This is a genomic window from Peribacillus sp. P4_B1 (assembly GCF_056402395.1).
Genome location: NZ_JBFUHM010000003.1, coordinates 44,203 through 64,191, shown reverse-complemented (window position 1 = coordinate 64,191; position 19,989 = coordinate 44,203). Strand labels below are relative to the sequence as shown.

Sequence of the window (19,989 nt, the reverse complement as noted above, 5' to 3'; positions counted from 1 at the left end):
TTAATGTAATTATAAGAGGTGAAAGTAATAGTGTCAACTGAAAGTTTTCCTTTATTTAGAAAACGTGTAAAAACCCTGTGCATTTAAGGGGCACAGGGCCTTTTAAGAAGAGGTGTGATTACCTTTCTTTATAAATTGTCATGTTGTTTCACTTGTTGATTAGTCACTTTACTCGGCCAAAAGGCACGTCGGCCAAGTAGGGCGGTTATCGCAGGAACCAGGAAAGGGCGTACGATGAATGTGTCCATTAACACACCCAGGGCGGTAATGAGCCCGAATTGAACCAATACTTGAATGGGAAGTGTGGCAAGAACGGAAAAAGTGGCTGCCAAGATTATTCCGGCGGAAGTGATCACACCGCTAGTTTCTGTAACGCCTTCTCTTATGGACTGCTTGATTGGCCTCGTTTTTTTCTTGCGCCAAATGCTTGAAACCATGAAAATGTTATAATCTTCTCCAAGTGCGACCAGGAATACGAATGAATAAAGTGGAATTGTCCCCTCTATGGCATCCACACCCATGAAATGGTGCAAGATTATCCAGCCTAAGCCCATAGCCGCAAAGAAGGAGAGTATGACTGTTCCCATTAAATACACCATGGCTGTCATAGATCGCAAGTAGGCTAAAAGGAGCAAGGAAATCAGGACGATGATAATCGGGATGATCATGAATTCATCGGCTTTTACGATATCCCTTTTATCAAATTGTGTCGCAGTTTGCCCGCCAACCCAAACTTTTTCATCACCTGAAGAGACATTGGCCGCCTTCAATTCTTTCTCCGCCATGTTGCGGATTTCTGGAATTGAATCAATGGCCTCGATATCATATGGGTTTATGTTGAATGTGACTTCATAGGATTGCAGATTTTTATTTGATTTACTTGTAACTGGATCAGCAACACTTTCAACGATGCTCATCCCTTTTAATGCATCCGACAAATCGATATCCTTACCATCCGTATCGACAACCACTGTGGCTGGTGCCAGTTCGCCTGGTGAGTAAGAGTTGGATATGACAGTATAGCCTTCCCGGGAGTTCATATCTTTAGGGAAAGAAGAGAGAATATCATATGAATATTTTATTTGCGAAGAATATCCAGCTAAAACACTGAAGATGATCAGGCATGTAAGAATGACGGTCCATGGTTTGGTTGTGACGATATTACCAATCCAATTACCGATTCGGCCTGATTCTTTAAGTTTTTTGACGGCTTTTCCCTTTTTCTTAGCACGTGCTTCTTCCATTTCTGGTGTGCGAGGAACGATTGGGAAGAAGGAAGCCCTACCGAATACAGAAAGCAATGCCGGTACAAGTGTTAAAGCCGCTACCATCATGATTAAAATGGACAAGCTGAATGGTACAGCAAAACGGTGATAGGCTCCGTATTTGGCTACAAGCAATGTTAGTAGGGAAATGACGATCGTAAGGCCGCTCATCGCAATGGCGCCTGATGAATCTTTGAATGCCGCGATCATGGCATCCCGTTTACTTTCATGAGTCCTTAATTCACTTCTATAGTGAGAGATTAAAAATAGACAATAATCCGTTCCGGCACCGAATAATAATACGGTCATGATTGAAATGGCCTGTGAATCGACTGTAATCCAACCATGGTCTGCCATGAATCCAAGGATCGGACTTGTGACAAGATAGGCGAAGCCTACTCCGATTAGCGGGATGATGGCTAAAAGCGGGGAACGGTAAATGAGCAATAAGACAACAAGTACAAGTATTACAGTCGCTAAAAGCAATTGGAAATCAGCACCTGAAAATAATCCCGTTGCATCGACGGATATCCCTACAGGGCCCGTCACTCGAAGGGATAATTCATCTGAATCCGTCGGGACCTTGAATGGGTCCGATCCAATGCGTTCCGATACTATTTCATTAATGGTTCCAAGATTTTTTTCCAGAATGGCAGTCCCGGTCTTTTCCTTAAAGAAAAGCGGCTGTACGAAAGTCGTTCCATCCTCTGAAACTGATTCTTGCAGAGCAGGCAATGGGATGTCATGAAGCGGTGGTAAAAAAGATTGCTGTGTAAGTGGGTTATCTGTAAGTTCTTTGGAGATGTACTGGATTTCGGCCAAGTCGGCTGCTGTCAGTCCGCCTTCCCGATGCCATGTCAGCAGGGCCGGTAATCCTGAAGAATTCGGAAACTCTTCGTTAATAAGTTCATCGGCCACGACTGAAGCAGAGTCTGCAGGCAAGTCAGCGGCATTATTCGCTGTTCGATCATTTACTGCAGGCAATGTGAAGGTTAATAGAATTGCTGTAATTATCCATACAGCAATGACAATCCAACGACCGGTTTTTCCAGTCATCATCCTGCCAAGTCTTCCTAATATTGATTCGTCCAATGAAGGCACCCCGCTTTTTGAATGTTTTGTCCTTAATTCATTATATTTGGGTTTTGCTAGCTTATACAAAAATGGGTATGCTCCCTTCATGTTTCTAAAGCTTCAATCCATCATGAATCCCGTTTGCAGCGTATCTTGATAGTTACTGGGTGCTAACAGTTTTTCTTCCGTAGGATTGGGGATAAATCCTGATCCAACTAAAATGGCAATTGTTTATTAGCTCTAATATCCTGCAAATTACGCGTTTTTGTACCTCGATTCCTTATATGTTTTTTCGATTTTATGAAGCGGCGTTATTAATGGAGTGAAAATATACTTATTCACATATAGGAGAAAAGCAATTATTTATCTGATTTCTATTAAATTTGAAGATTGAAGAGTGAAATAAAGGGAATAGGGGAAAGTATAGTGTGTTGGCTTTTATTAACAAAGGAGGGATTTTTTTGTCTGATAAATCCAAAAAAACCAATGATGAAGCGCAAGAAACATTAACGAACAGGCAAGGGCACCCCGTAACGAATAACCAGAGTCTTAGAACTGTAGGGAACAGAGGTCCAAGTACACTTGAGAACTACGATTTCCTGGAAAAGATCAGCCACTTCGATAGGGAGCGGATTCCTGAACGTGTCGTGCATGCCCGTGGTGCAGGTGCACATGGTTATTTTGTTCCGACTGGTAAAGCAGGGGAAGAGCCGATTTCAAAATATACGAGAGCGAAGGTTTTTCAGGAAAAAGGTAAAAAAACACCGGTATTCGTGAGATTTTCATCTGTTATTCATGGAGGGACGTCACCGGAAACGCTACGTGATCCCAGGGGGTTTGCCGTAAAATTTTATACGGAAGATGGGAACTGGGATCTTGTAGGGAATAATCTGAAGATATTCTTTATCCGAGATGCCATGAAATTCCCTGATCTGATCCATGCATTCAAACCTGATCCGGTTACGAATATCCAGGACGGAAGAAGGATTTTCGATTTTTGCTCCAGCTCCCCAGAAACATTTCATATGATTACGTTTGTTTTTTCCCCTTGGGGCATTCCTGCCAATTACCGCATGATGCAAGGGTCAGGGGTCAATACTTATAAATGGGTGAATGAGGAAGGCAAAGCCGTACTTGTCAAGTATCACTGGGAACCGAAACAAGGGATCAAGAACCTGACACAGAAAGAGGCTAATGAAATACAAGCCACGAATTTCAATCATGCCACACAGGATTTATATGAAGCGATCGAACGTGGGGACTACCCGGAATGGGATCTAAACGTACAGATCATGAGTGATGACGATCATCCTGAATTGGATTTTGACCCGCTGGACGATACAAAGATCTGGCCGAAAGATGAATTCCCATGGCTGCATGTCGGTACGATGGTATTGGATAAGAATCCGGAAGACTATTTCACTGAAGTGGAACAGGCTGCATTCGGCACGGGTGTCCTAGTGGATGGATTGGACTTCTCGGATGACAAGATGTTACAGGGACGTACTTTTTCTTATTCCGATACACAGCGTCACCGTGTTGGCGCGAATTACCTGCAATTGCCGATTAATGCTCCAAAGAAACGGACAGCCACGAATCAGACTGGCGGACAGATGCAATATGAAGTTGGCAGGGGGAACCAAAGCCCCCACATCAACTACGAACCATCAACAGTTGGCGGTTTGAAAGAAGCTGAACAGACGGGCAAGGAGTATACACCTATGGTAGAAGGGAAACTTGTCCGTGAGACAATCGATCGCCAAAGCAATACGAAGCAGGCCGGTGAAACATTCCGTGAATTCGAAGATTGGGAAAAAGATGATTTAATCTCCAATTTAGTGTCGGCATTGGCTCCTGCCGACAAGCGCATTCAGGTAAAAATGATTGCCCTCGCTGAAGAGGCTGATGAAGAGTATGGCCGCAGATTGAAAGAGGGATTAGCCTCGGCTTCTAAACATACGGAATCTTCAAAACCTCTGGGTGGAACGGATAACCCGGAGGCCGCAGTTAGAAAAGGACATGAAGCCGATCCATATTGATTGGTCTGAAAAGAAGCAAACATCCCTTTAAAAGGGGTTTGCCTCTTTTTTTTATGGGCATAATTGATGGATGGGTGGGTGGAACTTATCTTCTAAGGATGCTTTTGAAAACTAGTGGGAAATTAATTGGCAAAAAACTTCATAATCATTTAAACTGAAACTACTCTATTTTTCTCTTATAAAGGAGATGAAAAAATGATTAAAATTCTTTCTGCCCTTTTCTTTCCTTGTCTACTTGTCATGCTATTTTCAAGAGTCACCTATAACAATGTCGTGGGCCTTGTTTTAACTGTTGCCTTGATTACAGCTTCTGCATATAAAGGTTATACGCATACAAACTTATTGATCATCGTTGATGCCTTATCCCTTACAGTGGGATTTTGGTTATCAAAAAGAATGATGAAACGAACATCCAAGAGCGCCTGACATCAAAGGTGCTTTTTTTTTCTAAAAACTTTCCATTTCCCTCAACAAACCATGAGTCCATAAAACTAAAAAAGTAGAATGGATGTTCGCTTATTGCTGGTTTGTTTTGAGGCTATTGTGGTAGAATGAGTATATATACTTTCTTAAACCGGAATAAATAGAAGGGATATGCTCATGTCCCGTTTTCATATAAAAATATTTCAATAGGAGGCTATGCTTGGTGAAGGATAAGTTTGAGTTAGTCTCAAAATACTCTCCTCAAGGAGATCAACCTGCAGCAATTGAAATGCTTGTCGAAGGCATTAAAGAGGGAAAGGAAATGCAGACATTATTGGGGGCAACGGGGACAGGGAAAACGTTTACCGTTTCGAATGTTATTCAACAAATCAATAAACCGACACTTGTCATTGCCCACAATAAAACGTTGGCAGGGCAGCTTTACAGTGAGTTCAAAGAGTTTTTCCCTAATAATGCCGTTGAATACTTCGTCAGCTATTATGATTACTACCAGCCAGAAGCTTATGTTCCCTCAACTGATACATTCATCGAAAAAGATGCAAGCATCAATGATGAAATCGATAAACTGCGTCACTCGGCAACCTCGTCATTGTTCGAAAGGAAAGATGTCATCATCATTGCCAGTGTTTCGTGCATATATGGGCTGGGTTCTCCGGAAGAGTACAGGGAGATGGTTGTTTCCCTCCGTACAGGCATGGAAATAGACCGAAATGCCTTGCTCCACAGGCTCGTGGATATTCAATATGAGCGGAATGATATTGCTTTTCAACGGGGAACTTTCCGCGTTCGCGGTGACGTGGTTGAAATTTTCCCGGCATCACGCGATGAACATTGTGTACGGGTCGAGTTTTTCGGAGATGAGATAGACCGTATCCGTGAAGTCGATGCCCTGACTGGTGAAATCACAGGCGAACGCGAACATATCGCTATTTTCCCAGCTTCCCATTTCGTAACCCGAGAAGAGAAAATGAGGATAGCCATTCAGAATATCGACATGGAACTGGAAGAGAGATTAAAGGAATTAAGGGAAGATGAAAAACTTCTTGAAGCACAGCGCTTGGAGCAGCGGACCCGTTATGATTTGGAAATGATGCGGGAAATGGGCTTTTGTTCAGGGATAGAGAACTATTCCCGCCATCTAACGCTTCGCCCATCAGGTGCGACACCTTACACTTTAATGGATTATTTTCCAGAGGACTTCCTATTGGTCGTGGATGAATCACACGTTACCCTTTCGCAAATCCGGGGCATGTTCAATGGAGATCAGGCACGAAAGCAAGTGCTTGTCGATCATGGCTTCCGTCTGCCGTCTGCAAAAGATAACCGCCCTCTAAGATTTGAAGAATTCGAAAAAAAGGTCCATCAATCCATATTCGTTTCGGCAACTCCGGGACCATATGAACTCGAACATACGCCAGAAATGGTTCAGCAGATCATCCGTCCAACCGGATTGCTGGATCCAACGATTGAAGTGCGGCCAATTGAAGGACAGATAGATGACTTGATCGGTGAAATACAGGAGCGGGTCAAAAAGAACGAACGTGTCCTCATTACGACCTTAACGAAAAAGATGTCTGAAGATTTAACTGATTATTTAAAGGAAATTGGCATCAAGGTCCAATACCTTCATTCGGAAGTGAAGACCTTAGACAGGATAGAAATCATCCGGGAACTGCGAATGGGCAAATATGATGTACTTGTCGGAATCAATCTATTAAGGGAAGGCCTGGATATTCCGGAAGTGTCATTAGTGACCATTCTGGATGCCGATAAAGAAGGGTTCCTTCGCTCGGAACGTTCGCTTATTCAAACGATGGGCCGTGCAGCCCGTAATGCAAACGGCCACGTTATCATGTATGCAGACCGCATCACGAATTCGATGGAACTTGCCATCAATGAAACGAGGCGGCGCCGTGAAATACAGGAAAATTATAATAAAGAGCATGGAATAATGCCTCAAACCATTCAAAAGGATATCCGAGACTCCATCAGGGCCACACATGTAGCCGAAGAAGGAGAAGCGTATAAAGAAGATCTTGCACCAAGCCTCGCGAAGCTCCCTAAAAAAGAGCGTGTTAAAGTGATGGCAAGCATGGAAAAAGAAATGAAGGAAGCTGCTAAGGCACTGGACTTCGAGCGAGCTGCCGAGCTACGTGATTTATTACTAGAGCTAAAAGCGGAAGGGTGACGAAACATGGCAATGGATAAAATTGTGATAAAAGGCGCCAGGGCCAACAATTTAAAGAATATTGATATCACGATACCGAGAGACAAACTTGTTGTGCTAACCGGATTATCCGGATCTGGAAAGTCTTCCTTGGCCTTTGACACGATTTATGCAGAAGGGCAAAGGCGTTATGTGGAATCACTGTCCGCTTATGCGCGTCAATTTTTGGGCCAAGTGGATAAACCGGATGTCGATGCGATTGAAGGTTTGTCACCAGCCATTTCCATAGACCAGAAAACGACCAGTCGAAATCCTCGTTCAACCGTGGGGACTGTTACGGAAATCTATGATTATTTAAGGCTGTTATATGCACGGGTGGGCAGGCCGACCTGTCCGATCCATAATATTGAAATCACCTCACAAACGATTGAGCAAATGGTGGACCGCATCCTTGATTACCCTGAGCGAACCAAGCTCCAGGTATTGGCACCGCTTGTCTCAGGCAGAAAAGGGACACATGCAAAGGTTTTGGAGGAAGTTAAGAAACAAGGATATGTCCGAGTTCGTGTGAACGGGGAAATGCATGATCTTAGTGATGAGATCACTCTCGAAAAAAATAAAAAACATTCGATTGAAGTCATAATAGACCGGATCGTCATTAAAGAGGGTGTCATGGCGCGGCTGGCAGATTCACTGGAAAGTGCTTTGAAGCTTGGTGAAGGCAAGGTCATCATTGACGTTATGGGTGAAGAAGAGCTGCTGTTCAGTGAACATCATGCTTGTCCATACTGCGGATTTTCGATTGAAGAGTTAGAGCCGAGGATGTTCTCCTTCAATAGCCCTTTTGGAGCCTGCCCGGATTGTGATGGTTTGGGGGCGAGGCTTGAGGTGGACCGTGATCTGGTCATCCCGAATAAGGAATTAAGCCTCCGTCAGCATGCTATTGCGCCATGGGAGCCGACGAGTTCTCAATATTATCCCCAGCTTCTTGAAGCGGTAGCCAGCCATTATGCGATAGATATGGATATGCCCGTTAAAGATTTACCGGAAGATAAATTGGAGAAGGTCTTGCTTGGTTCAGGTAAAGATAAGATTTATTTCCGTTATAAAAATGATTTTGGAAGAGTGCAAGAAGGATATATTCCTTTTGAAGGAGTTTTAAGAAACATTGAAAGGCGCTTCAAGGAGACGAGTTCAGACTTTATTCGTGAGCAAATGCAGAAATATATGTCAGAACACCACTGTCCAACCTGTAAGGGTCACCGATTGAAAAAAGAGAGTCTTTCTGTGCTCATACAAGGGGCCCATATAAGTGAAACAACAGCTTTATCAGTGGAAGATGCGTTAGTATTTTTCGATAAGCTTGATCTGACTGAAAAGGAAGCGGCAATTGCGAGATTGATTTTACGTGAAATTCATGAGCGGCTCGGTTTTCTAGCCAATGTAGGTTTGGAATATCTGACGTTGAGCAGGGCGGCAGGAACATTATCAGGCGGCGAAGCGCAACGTATACGATTGGCGACGCAGATCGGTTCCCGATTGACAGGAGTCCTGTACATCTTAGATGAACCTTCAATAGGGCTGCATCAGAGGGATAATGATCGATTAATTGAAACGTTAAAGAATATGCGCGAAATCGGGAACACCCTGATTGTTGTTGAGCACGATGAAGATACGATGCTTGCAGCGGATTATTTGATCGATGTTGGTCCTGGAGCTGGAGCCCATGGGGGAGAAATAGTGGCCGCTGGGACTCCGGAAGAGGTCATGAATAATCCTAAATCGTTAACGGGCCAATATTTAGCAGGGAAGAAATTCATTCCTTTGCCATTGGAACGCCGGAAGAATGATGGCCGTGTCATTGAAATAAAGGGTGCCAAGGAAAATAATTTGAAAAACGTTAATGTAAAATTCCCCCTTGGAGTCTTTACAGCCGTTACAGGAGTCTCGGGATCAGGGAAAAGTACATTGGTGAATGAGATCCTCCATAAGTCTTTGGCTCAAAAGCTGAATCGGGCCAAAGCTAGACCAGGAGATTTCCGTGAGATCAAGGGCATTGAGCATTTAGACAAAGTCATTGATATTGACCAATCACCGATCGGTAGAACGCCACGATCAAATCCAGCTACCTATACAGGTGTATTTGATGATGTTCGTGACGTTTTTGCCTCGACTAATGAAGCGAAGATCCGCGGTTATAAAAAAGGACGGTTCAGTTTCAATGTGAAGGGCGGCCGCTGTGAAGCTTGCCGTGGTGATGGCATTATCAAGATCGAAATGCATTTTCTCCCTGATGTCTATGTCCCATGTGAAATCTGTCATGGGAAACGTTATAACAGGGAAACGCTTGAAGTGAAATATAAAGGGAAAAACATCTCTGACATTCTCGATATGACAGTTGAGGAAGGCGTTAGTTTCTTTGAAAATATCCCGAAAATCAAACGTAAGCTACAAACGATTTTTGACGTTGGCTTGGGTTATATCAAGCTTGGACAGCCTGCGACCACTTTATCAGGGGGAGAAGCGCAAAGGGTGAAACTTGCTTCTGAATTGCATCGCCGTTCCACTGGGCGCTCCTTTTATATCTTGGATGAACCAACTACAGGACTTCATGTCCACGATATAGCGAGGTTGCTTGAGGTCTTGCAGCGGCTGGTTGACAATGGGGATACAGTTTTGGTGATTGAGCATAATCTGGATGTCATCAAGACGGCGGACCATATTATTGATCTAGGTCCGGAAGGCGGAGACAAGGGCGGAACGATCGTCACTTATGGTACACCTGAAAAAATATGTGAAGTGTCCGAATCATATACGGGGAAATACTTAAAACCAGTACTGACTCGTGATCAAATTCGCATGGAAAATTGGATTGAAGAAAAAGAACAAGAGCATGAACATGCTTAAAAGAACAAGCCGGCCGGCTTGTTCTTTTTGTAGAAAAATGACAATGTGCATTTAATCAATCATTTGATTAAACAATAGGTAAACATGATATTTCCGGGGAAATCGTACATTTCCCTTTTCGGAAATTGTCATTTTCCTTTGTCGAATGATGGGAAAAATGGTATTTATGAAACTTTTTAGATATCTGGGCGTATGTATAAATAAAATGATAGGAGAAAGCGAGGAATGTTCATGCAGGAGGAAAGAAAGAAAATTTTAGAAATGATTCAAGATGGCAAGCTATCAGCGGAAGAAGCTATGGGCCTTTTAGAAGAATTAGAAAAAGCTAGTCAGGAAAGTGAAGCAAAAGAGCAGAAATTACAAAATGAATTATCGACGGTTGTCGTGGATAAGCAAAGCGAAGGAAGCACTCAGGATACGTTTAAGAAGAATATCCAGTCATCGAAGGAAAAGATTATTGATTTCGTTGAAACTGCTTTTAAGAAAATCAAAGAAACAGACCTTGATTTCAATTTCGGGAAATCTGTGGAGGTCAGTCATATTTTTCAGCATGATTATGATTTTCTAAATGAAGTTGATGTAGATATAGCAAATGGGAAAATAAGAATCGCTACATGGAATCAGAATGATGTCCGGGTTGAATGCCAAGCTAAGGTATACCGGGTGGAGGACATGGAAGAAGCTAGGAAAAACCTTTTGGAGGAAGTCGATTTTTCGATCGAGGATGGAAAGATGAAGTTCAAGGTTCGTGAAAAATCCATAAAGGTCGATACGATCATGTACATTCCAAGGAAGGAATATGATGACATTCATGTGAGGATGTTCAATGGTGCAATCACGACAGAGTCATTGAAATCAGAGAACCTTAAAGCAAAAACAGCGAATGGTGCCATTCATATCATGCAGGGTACAGGTGATTCGTGTGAGCTTGAAACGGGTAATGGAATGATCACCATTTCAGATACCAACTTTAATTACTTGGAAGCTGAGACCCTGAATGGAGCGATTAATGCCGATGGGTACTTCAAGAAAGTGGATGTTCAAACTTTCAATGGGGAAATCGTCTGTACAAATTCAGGGATGGATTGCGATTCAATACATGCTAAGTCAGTTACAGGAAAAGTCCAGCTGATCCTGCCACAAGGTAAGGCGATTGAAGGAGAGTTAAAATCCAACTTAGGAAGCTTTAATGTAAGCTTGGAAGGAATGACCATCATCGAAGAGAAAAGTGATGTCGTTCAAAAGGTCCTTAAGTTTAAAACGGTTAAAGAAGAGGTCCCTGTTCTTCATGTTTTTGCAGAAACCAAGACTGCTGCGATAACGGTTTCCTGAAGAAAAATAAAGCACGCTGATATAACTGGCGGGCTCAGAATGTAGGCAAATCCGATGAAAATCGAGTTTGCCTACATTTTTTTTATGGCTTGTACAATTTGGATGTTGATTTCCGCTCCAGACAATCGCTTTTCCTGGCTTGCGCCTGCGGGGTTCTCCCCTGGACGCACTTTTCCTGCAGGAGTCCCGCACGCTCCTCTCCAATCAACTTTTTTATTGAATTTAGATAGAAACCATACCTAAGTAGTTGAATGCTTTGGAGTTGGTTCGGGAACATCATTTGTTGAAAGATACGTTTTCCGACTACTTTTGTCTACAAAGTGAGCCCGCCGATATAAACTGGCGGGCTTTCTTATATTGGCATGAAACGAGTGTAAGGATTCATGTATGTTCAGCTCATCTTTTTCCTATTCACAGGGACCTTCCCGCTGCCATCAGCCGAAGGAAGTGAATAAAAAATCAATAAATCGATAATGCTTTGTTTGGTTATTAACAGAAAAATGCTAAAATAGTAAAAGTATCTCTAGAAATAGCATCGCTCCAAAAGGAGGAAAGATATATGGCAAAAGTCCGTACAAAGGATATAGTTGAAGCGTTTGGCCTAGAACTTATCAGTGGGGAAGAAGGAATTAACCGACCAATTGTGACGAGTGATCTATCTCGTCCAGGACTTGAAATAGCCGGTTTTTTTGATTACTATCCCGCGGATAGAGTACAGCTTTTAGGTATGACGGAGATGTCCTTTTTTAATCGGTTGAATGAACCGGAGCGAATACAAAGGATGGAAGAGTTATGCAGGGACTTTACTCCAGGCATCATCATTACGCGTGGTCAGGAAGTGCCGATAGAGTTAATTGAAGCTTCTGAGCGGGAATCCGTTCCTGTGATGAGGTCTAGTATGAAGACAACACGATTATACAGCCGTTTGACCAATTTCCTTGAAAGTAGATTGGCACCAACTACTGCTGTTCATGGTGTATTGGTGGATATCTATGGGCTAGGTGTGCTGATCACCGGTAAAAGCGGCGTCGGTAAAAGTGAGACAGCCTTGGAATTAGTGAAACGGGGTCATCGTCTCGTAGCGGATGATTGTGTAGAAATCCGACAGGAAGACCAGGATACGCTAGTCGGGAATGCGCCGGATTTAATCGAACATCTTCTTGAAATAAGAGGGTTGGGAATCATTAATGTAATGACACTTTTTGGAGCTGGTGCAGTCCGGAGCAATAAAAAGATCTCAATCGTCATCAATCTGGAACTATGGGAAAAAAACAAGCAGTATGACCGGGTTGGTCTAGATGAAGAAAAAATGAAAATCATCGATACAGAAGTGACGAAAATAACCGTACCTGTACGTCCAGGCCGAAATTTATCTGTTATCATTGAAGTGGCAGCCATGAATTACCGCCTGAAACGAATGGGAGTAAATGCTGCAGAACAGTTTTCAGATCGCTTGAACCATGCAATTGCAGATCCGGAACATGATGAATTTTAAAAGGTTATAGGAAAAGAGGAGACAAAATGGAACAAGGAATACAGCCGCTGAATCCGATAGCGATTGATCTAGGTCCCATTCAGGTACATTGGTATGGGCTAATCATCGGTTTCGGTGTGTTATTGGGTCTTATTATCGCATTAAGGGAGTCGGAGCGAAGAGGTCTTGATAAAGAGATATTTACTGATTTAATTTTGTTTGCCGTCCCAATCGCGATCATTTGTGCCCGTATATATTATGTCATCTTCCAATGGGAGTACTATTCACAAAACCCAGGGGATATCATAAAAATATGGAATGGCGGAATCGCCATACACGGTGCATTGATTGGAGCGGTGTTAACTGCCATAATTTTTGCCAAGGTCAAGAAGGTCTCATTTTGGAAGCTGGTGGATATTGCTGCACCGAGCTTATTGTTGGGGCAGGCGATTGGCCGTTGGGGTAATTTCATGAATCAGGAAGCACATGGGGGAGAAGTAACAAGGTCATTCCTTGAAAATATGCATTTGCCTGAATTTATCATAAATCAAATGTACATAAACGGTACGTACTATCACCCAACCTTTTTGTACGAATCGATTTGGAATATCGTCGGTGTAATCATTCTCTTAAGTTTACGGAAAGTGAACCTGCGCAGGGGTGAACTATTTTTAACCTATGTGATATGGTATTCCATCGGCCGTTGTTACATTGAAGGATTCCGGACGGATAGTTTGATGCTGACGGAATCACTGCGGATCGCACAAGTTATCTCGATTGTGTTAGTAGTTGTTGCCATTGTTTTAGTGGTCTATAGAAGGGTCAGTGGGCAAGCAGTCAAAAGATATTTAGATGAATAGGGAATATGTGTAAAGGGAGAGGGCATAGTGATAGTGGATTCGGTTAAAAAGGGACTTCTATCTGGCTTGAATACAACTTGGTCTTTAGGAAAAGTCATATTTCCAGTTACTCTGATCGTCACTGTGCTTCAATATACGCCTGTATTACCATTTATCATCAACTTGATAGCTCCTTTAATGAATCTCATCGGTCTTCCAGGGGAAGCGGCCATTCCGCTCGTGTTAGGGAACTTCCTGAATTTGTATGCAGCGATAGCGGGCATATTAACGCTTGATTTGACTGTTAAAGAAGTTTTCATTATCGCTATGATGCTATCTTTTTCACATAATTTATTGATCGAGTCAGGTGTGGCGATGAAAACCGGTGTCAAGCTGTGGATTATATTAACAGTAAGGATCGGGCTCGCGCTGTTGTCAGCAATCGTCATCAATTTTGTTTGGCAGGGCGGATCTGAAATGGCCCATGGAGTGGCTATCGGGGAGACTGTTGAGATTACCGGAGCGGGTGCAATCCTTTTACATGGGGTCATCAAGGCCCTTTCCGGAATCGCCCAGCTGGCGGTCATCGTTATTCCGCTAATGGTAGTGGTTCAAATCATGAAAGATTTGAAATGGCTGGAAGCCTTCTCAAAAGCCCTTGCTCCATTTATGAAGGTTTTGGGGATGAAGCCGAATGCTTCGATGCCTTTCGTGACAGGTTTGACTCTTGGTTTGGCATATGGGGCAGGCGTAATGATTCAAGCAGCGAAAGAAGATAATGTCTCGAAGAAGGATATGACGATTGCATTCATCTTTTTAGTTGCCTGTCATGCAGTTGTAGAAGACACACTGATTTTCATTCCACTGGGGATTCCGGTCTTGCCGTTGTTATTTATTCGCTTACTCACGGCTATTGTTCTAACGATGGCCGTTGCGTATATTTGGAATCGGACTGACAGAGTACAGAGAAAGGGAGCTGTATATGAACGGTAAAATAACTACATTATTATTCGATCTTGATGGGACGTTGATCAATACAAATGAATTGATCATCGCCTCTTTTACAGAAACTTTAAATCATTTTTGTCCTGGAAAGTTCAATCGGGAAGATATCATTACATTCATCGGCCCGACTTTGGTTGATACTTTTTCGTCCATTGATCCAAAACGAGTGGATGAAATGATCGCTTTCTATCGGGAGCATAATTGGAAGAACCATGATTTGCTTGTCACACAATTTGACGGGGTATTCGAAACCGTTCAAACATTGAAGCAGAGCGGCTATAAATTGGCGGTCGTTACGACAAAGAAACGTGATGTCGTCGAAAAGGGCCTGAGATTAAGCAAACTGGATCAGTTCTTTGAAGTGGTGGTCACGCTGGATGAGGTTGAAAAAGCAAAGCCGGACCCAGAGCCTTTGGAAAAAGCTTTAAATCAACTCGGTTCGGTTCCTGAGGAAGCGATCATGATTGGTGACAGTTATCATGATATTTTGGGCGGGAAAAACACAGGGACAAAAACGGCAGGGGTCTCATGGTCCATTAAAGGCCGTGAATTTTTGGAAAGTTACCATCCTGACTATATGCTTGAGCAGATGGCAGATTTATTGAATATCGTTGAGGTTGAAAAGCTCATGGAGGATAGAAAATGAGACGCACGTTCCGCTATCCAGTTGAAGGGGCAAATTCACTATGGCATGTGTATAAGACCGTTCCATTCTGGAAAGTCGTAAAGAATTTTGTGGTGATACAGCTAGCGCGTTATACGCCTTTTCTGGGTATGAAGAATTGGCTTTACAGGAATTTTTTACATATGAAAGTCGGAAAGCATACTTCGTTTGCTTTGATGGTCATGCCGGATGTGATGTTTCCTGAAAAAATATCCGTGGGAATTAATACAGTCATTGGCTATAATACGACGATTCTCGCTCATGAATATTTGATTCATGAATATCGTTTAGGAGATGTAGTCATTGGGGATGAGGTATTGATTGGAGCCAATTCGACCATTCTTCCAGGGCTTTCAATTGGTAATGGAGCGATTGTTTCTGCAGGGACGCTAGTCCATAAGGATGTTCCAGAGGGAGCTTTCGTCGGGGGAAATCCAATGAAAATCATATATACGAAAGAGGAAATGCTTGAGAGGGATCAGCAAACTTCTTTATGAAAAAAGACTTGCCCAAATATGCGGCAGGTCTTTTTAATGGCATTTTGGGTATAGCGGAGTCAGTTCATTCTTTAGATGATCTATGACTTCGTTAATCGATATATTTTCCTTGTTCACTGTCGTTTCATAAGTGTCTTTCAAGATTCGAAAAAACTTTTCCTGCGCTTGTTTATCCATACTCAGCTTGTCCACCTACAATCTTTTTAGGATTTATGAAGAGAGGGCTGAACAACTTCAGCCCCCATATCTCATTTATCTATTTCCGTTTTCAATAAATCGGCAACCAATACGTATCGTTCCGGTGCACTACCAATATATGAAAAAGGATAGCAGGTTGTTACTGTAAGTGTTGCTTTAGGCTTGGGAACGATCACGGTACGGTCATCTGCATCGACGATACGAACCTTCCTCACTTTATATGTAAACGTACCAGCTATTGTCTTGGCTATCAGCAAGTCACCTTTACCGACTTCACCCAGATCTCTAAAAATGGTATCTCGATGCCCGGATAAAACGGAATTATCCTTTTCACCGGGGAGGACAGACCCTGCATAATGGCCGACACCCTTTTCGAGTTCATCTTCATCCGTTCCATGGTAAATTGGGAGTGTTGCCTCGATTTTTGGAATATAAAGCTCACCCATCAAATCACCTGTCTTTGGCCGTTCATCATATAGTTCAGGCCCATCGGGAATATCTGCTTTCGTCTTCGGTCCTGGGAGCTTAGCCGTCGCCTCGACCAGCTCCGTCGTCTCGGGTGTTTCAGATTTATTCCATTTATATATGGCATAGCCTTTTAATAGTGTATAGGCGTTTGTCGTTGTAAAATAAAAACCAAGGCTTAAAAAGCAAACAGCCGTGATGAGTAACCATTTTCTCTTATGCCTGGATTGCCTATTTTTGCTCATCTTAATTTGCAAGTCTCGCTTTTCTAATTAATCCGAAAGCAATGCCCATCATCACTAAACCGATTAAAGCACCGAATAGGTAATTACCAGCAGTTTTAGGAAGCACTCCGCCTTTTTCCGTTTTATGTACGGGTTTTGCGTGTTTCTCGGGTTTCTTCTTCTTTTCTTTTTTTACTTCAACCACTTTCGAAATGACCTCAGTGGACTGTTTGATGTCATTCCCGGTTTCTTTCACTAAATCGGAACCAATCATTTCACCTGTCAATTTAAAATCGAGCAATAGATTGCCGTTTAAATCATAAATGGAAACTAGTAAACTAGCATTCGTCAATTCCTTAAGCTGGAATAAAGCCTCAAGGGATAGGTTTGTAGTGACGCCATCCTGAATTAAGGCGAATTTGAATTGAATTTGCAGCAAGTTTTGCAGATCATTATATATAGAAAGCAATTCCGCCACTTGCTCTGCAGACAATTCATCAATTGTTTCAAAATAATCGAGTTGGTTCATCCTATCGGAAATTGCCATTAAACGATCTTCAAAAGAAGGATCCTCGACGATAGGTAAAAGGTGGTTCATGAATCTATCCAGCTCTTCGTCTGTAAGATCGATCTCAGAAAAGAGCCCATCCATTAAATCGAGGATCTCTTCATCATCATATTCCGTCTCTTCATCATCATAACCCATTTCCAAATCGATGATATCTTCTATGTCGTAAATGAAGTGGAAGGTATCGATGATTGAATCTCCTTCTTCCAATTCACCGTAATCTATTAATAATTCCGTAAGTTCAGCTTCGGTCATTTCATATTCTTTCAGTAGATCCTGTAAAGTCTTAGGAGTGACGGCCGGTCCTAATGTATCACGCAACTCTTCTACAGATTCCAATTCATTCAATGTTAAGTCGTAAAAGCCTAAATACTCTTCCAATTCTTCTTGAGTCATTCTGATTTCAGATAGGTATGCATTAAGCTCATCCTGGTCGATCTTAGTGGCGGCGAAACTCTTTGTTCCGCTAAAACCGAGCGAAAAAAGTACGATAAGCGCCACAAAAAAAGAAAAATATTTCTTCAATTCCATTTCCCCCTAAAAATTTATAATAATACCAAACTCCTAATATTATAAAGCAGCTAAACCAAAAGGTATACATTTATAACAATGAATGGCTAAAGATAGGAATATTTATCCGGGGAAAAGGGCATGGCTCCTTCCAATTGACCTTAAAAAGGTCATGAAGAAATATCAAAGACCGTCATGGGATTGGAGTCATGGGATTACTCACCTTTTTCTTGACGTTAGGTTGGGGCAGGGGTAAACTATTAGTAGCTTCACCTTGCTACCATATTAGTGAACTAAAGCGATTTGATAGATTATTGTGAGTATTTATATGATTATGTCATTTTATTTGATAATATTTTTATATGTTATCTGAAATTTGGATTTAAGCCTGCAATTTTGGAAAGATAAACAAAAAGGAATTATGGCAATGACATTGGTTTTTGCCTTTAGGCGGACTGATTGGATATATATAGCAATCAATATTTCATAAGGAAGTGCAGTCGTGACGAAGCCATTTATGTTTGAGAAACCATTAGGCATGAGAGATACATTGCCGGTGCTGTATGAAACGAAAGTATCGGCCAGAAATAAAATGAGTGATGAAATCAAGAAGTGGGGTTATCAATTTATTGAAACGCCTGCTTTGGAATATTATGAAACAATTGGTGAGGCTTCGGCAATTTTAGATCAACAATTGTTTAAACTTCTTGATTCCCAGGGACATACGCTCGTACTTCGTCCCGAGATGACAGCCCCCATTGCACGAGTCGCAGCATCCAAATTATTAAAACAGCAAATTCCGCTTCGCCTGGCCTATTCTGCGAATGTATATCGGGCACAGCAGCGTGAAGGAGGCCGGCCGGCAGAATTCGAACAGATTGGTATTGAGTGTATCGGAAATAAGTCCATTAGTGCAGATGCTGAAATGATTGCCCTGCTTGCGGATGTTCTAAAGGCTGCCGGTCTTCAGGAATTTAAGATTTCCATTGGACATATCGGATTTTTACAAGAACTTTTCTTGAGCATTCTAGGTACGGAGGAAAGAGCCTCTATATTAAGGAAGTTTTTATATGAAAAGAATTATGTTGGTTTTCGGGAGCATGTAAAATCGCTGCCGCTTTCATCCATTGATAAACAGCGGCTTATCGAATTTACCTCCTTAAGAGGCAGTGAAGGCACCCTTAAAATGGCGCAAGGGTTGGTTGAAAATAATAAAGGGCAAGATTCTTTGGCTGAACTGAAGGAATTGTCTGAGCAGTTGAAAGAATTTGGCGTCGATCAATATGTTAGCTTCGACTTAACATTGGTCAGTCATATGAGTTATTACACGGGAACTTTATTTGAAGTGTATGCGGGACATGTGGGTTCGCCAATCGGCAATGGCGGCCGGTATGATAATCTGCTTGGAAAGTTCGGCTGGAATGCTCCTGCCACAGGTTTTGCAATCCGGGTGGATCGCCTTGCCGAAGCTCTTGGGGAGCCGATGCAGCCTGTCGCACCGGAATGTATTTTATTCAGTCCCGAACGGAGATTGGAAGCAATTGAATTTGCAAGAACAAAACGATCCGAAGGGAAATTGGTAACGATTCAAGATATTACAGTTGTTCAAAATGTCGATGCTTTTACAAGAACATTTTCTGAAGTGCATTTATTTGTAGGGAATGGAGGGAATGGAAAAGATGAAAAGTAGCTTTTTAACGATTGCGATGCCAAAAGGGAGAATATTTGAAGAAGCGGCAGAGCTATTAAGAAGGGCCGGTTTTCGTCTCCCTCCTGAGTTTGATGATTCCCGGAAATTGATCCTTGAAGTGGAAGAGGAGAATCTCCGTTTCATTTTAGCTAAACCGATGGATGTCGTAACCTATGTGGAACACGGCGTTGCTGACATTGGAATTGCAGGGAAGGATGTCATGTTGGAGGAAGAACGTGATGTATATGAGTTACTTGATTTGAAAATCAGTGCCTGCTACTTAGCCGTGGCTGGTCTGCCTGGTACGAAAATAAGTGACATCGCCCCCAAAATAGCCAGTAAATATCCGAATGTTGCCTCCAGCTACTTTCGCGAGCAGGGAGAGCAAGTTGAGATCATTAAGTTGAATGGGTCTATTGAGTTAGCACCGTTAATTGGTTTAGCTGAACGAATCGTGGATATCGTTTCAACGGGACGGACATTGAAGGAAAACGGTCTCGTAGAATATGCAAAAATTGCCGATGTGACTTCTAGGCTGGTGGCAAACCCTGTCAGCTATCGAATTAAAGAAGCAAGGATTACTGAAATTGTCGATCGGCTAGCAGGAATTATTGAATAGTAAATGAG

General features: G+C 42.4%; 16 protein-coding genes. 12 read left to right on the top strand and 4 right to left on the bottom strand.

Features of this window, described 5'->3' with window-relative positions; genetic code table 11:
- Positions 1 to 128 precede the first annotated feature (128 nt).
- Positions 129 to 2,324 carry an MMPL family transporter gene (locus AC1DVK_RS02675; protein ID WP_477625814.1) on the bottom strand — a complete coding sequence of 732 codons (2,196 nt, stop codon included), beginning with the start codon at positions 2,322 to 2,324 and terminating at the stop codon, positions 129 to 131.
- 470 nt (positions 2,325 to 2,794) lie between these two features.
- Here AC1DVK_RS02675 and AC1DVK_RS02670 point away from each other — a divergent pair, with 470 nt between their 5' ends.
- From AC1DVK_RS02670 to AC1DVK_RS02625, 10 genes are all read left to right on the top strand, one after another.
- Positions 2,795 to 4,378 (top strand): catalase, encoded by a 1,584-nt coding sequence (locus tag AC1DVK_RS02670; protein ID WP_410860686.1) that lies wholly within the window; start codon positions 2,795 to 2,797, stop codon positions 4,376 to 4,378.
- Between the two features lie 195 nt (positions 4,379 to 4,573).
- Positions 4,574 to 4,804 carry a CsbA family protein gene (locus AC1DVK_RS02665; protein WP_061465576.1) on the top strand — a complete coding sequence of 77 codons (231 nt, stop codon included), beginning with the start codon at positions 4,574 to 4,576 and terminating at the stop codon, positions 4,802 to 4,804.
- Between the two features lie 220 nt (positions 4,805 to 5,024).
- Positions 5,025 to 7,010 carry an excinuclease ABC subunit UvrB gene (gene uvrB, locus AC1DVK_RS02660; RefSeq protein WP_061466296.1) on the top strand — a complete coding sequence of 662 codons (1,986 nt, stop codon included), beginning with the start codon at positions 5,025 to 5,027 and terminating at the stop codon, positions 7,008 to 7,010.
- Between the two features lie 6 nt (positions 7,011 to 7,016).
- A complete protein-coding gene (gene uvrA / locus AC1DVK_RS02655; RefSeq protein ID WP_477625764.1) occupies positions 7,017 to 9,896 on the top strand; it encodes an excinuclease ABC subunit UvrA in 2,880 nt (959 codons plus the stop codon).
- Between the two features lie 225 nt (positions 9,897 to 10,121).
- Positions 10,122 to 11,228, top strand: coding sequence for a DUF4097 family beta strand repeat-containing protein (locus AC1DVK_RS02650; protein ID WP_286140755.1), 1,107 nt, complete (start codon positions 10,122 to 10,124; stop codon positions 11,226 to 11,228).
- A gap of 559 nt (positions 11,229 to 11,787) precedes the next feature.
- On the top strand, positions 11,788 to 12,723 hold the full coding sequence (gene hprK, locus AC1DVK_RS02645; protein WP_061465574.1) for an HPr(Ser) kinase/phosphatase: 936 nt from the start codon (positions 11,788 to 11,790) through the stop codon (positions 12,721 to 12,723).
- 26 nt (positions 12,724 to 12,749) lie between these two features.
- Positions 12,750 to 13,562, top strand: a complete 813-nt coding sequence (gene lgt, locus AC1DVK_RS02640) for a prolipoprotein diacylglyceryl transferase (RefSeq protein ID WP_410860556.1) — start codon at positions 12,750 to 12,752, stop codon at positions 13,560 to 13,562.
- A 27-nt stretch (positions 13,563 to 13,589) separates the two neighbouring features.
- On the top strand, positions 13,590 to 14,534 hold the full coding sequence (locus AC1DVK_RS02635) for a nucleoside recognition domain-containing protein (protein WP_410860554.1): 945 nt from the start codon (positions 13,590 to 13,592) through the stop codon (positions 14,532 to 14,534).
- A complete protein-coding gene (gene ppaX / locus AC1DVK_RS02630; protein WP_089361952.1) occupies positions 14,524 to 15,192 on the top strand; it encodes a pyrophosphatase PpaX in 669 nt (222 codons plus the stop codon). The genes AC1DVK_RS02635 and ppaX overlap by 11 nt, the downstream gene beginning before the upstream one ends.
- Complete coding sequence (locus AC1DVK_RS02625) at positions 15,189 to 15,707, top strand: acyltransferase (RefSeq protein ID WP_089361951.1); 519 nt, start codon at positions 15,189 to 15,191, stop codon at positions 15,705 to 15,707. The genes ppaX and AC1DVK_RS02625 overlap by 4 nt, the downstream gene beginning before the upstream one ends.
- Before the next feature lie 33 nt (positions 15,708 to 15,740).
- Here AC1DVK_RS02625 and AC1DVK_RS02620 read toward each other — a convergent pair whose 3' ends face one another.
- The 3 genes from AC1DVK_RS02620 to AC1DVK_RS02610 all read right to left on the bottom strand — a co-directional run bounded on the left by AC1DVK_RS02620 (position 15,741) and on the right by AC1DVK_RS02610 (position 17,687).
- Positions 15,741 to 15,884, bottom strand: a complete 144-nt coding sequence (locus tag AC1DVK_RS02620; protein WP_155727474.1) for a YwzD family small protein — start codon at positions 15,882 to 15,884, stop codon at positions 15,741 to 15,743.
- Positions 15,885 to 15,955: 71 nt separating this feature from the next.
- On the bottom strand, positions 15,956 to 16,615 hold the full coding sequence (locus tag AC1DVK_RS02615; RefSeq protein WP_477625763.1) for a class D sortase: 660 nt from the start codon (positions 16,613 to 16,615) through the stop codon (positions 15,956 to 15,958).
- Position 16,616: 1 nt separating this feature from the next.
- Positions 16,617 to 17,687, bottom strand: a complete 1,071-nt coding sequence (locus tag AC1DVK_RS02610; protein WP_477625762.1) for a processed acidic surface protein — start codon at positions 17,685 to 17,687, stop codon at positions 16,617 to 16,619.
- Between the two features lie 487 nt (positions 17,688 to 18,174).
- Here AC1DVK_RS02610 and AC1DVK_RS02605 point away from each other — a divergent pair, with 487 nt between their 5' ends.
- Together AC1DVK_RS02605 and hisG are read left to right on the top strand one after the other, a co-directional pair.
- Positions 18,175 to 19,362 carry an ATP phosphoribosyltransferase regulatory subunit gene (locus AC1DVK_RS02605; protein WP_477625761.1) on the top strand — a complete coding sequence of 396 codons (1,188 nt, stop codon included), beginning with the start codon at positions 18,175 to 18,177 and terminating at the stop codon, positions 19,360 to 19,362.
- The gene (hisG, locus tag AC1DVK_RS02600) at positions 19,352 to 19,981 is read left to right on the top strand and encodes an ATP phosphoribosyltransferase (protein WP_061466290.1); all 630 of its coding nucleotides are present in this window, start codon (positions 19,352 to 19,354) and stop codon (positions 19,979 to 19,981) included. The genes AC1DVK_RS02605 and hisG overlap by 11 nt, the downstream gene beginning before the upstream one ends.
- Positions 19,982 to 19,989 lie beyond the last annotated feature (8 nt).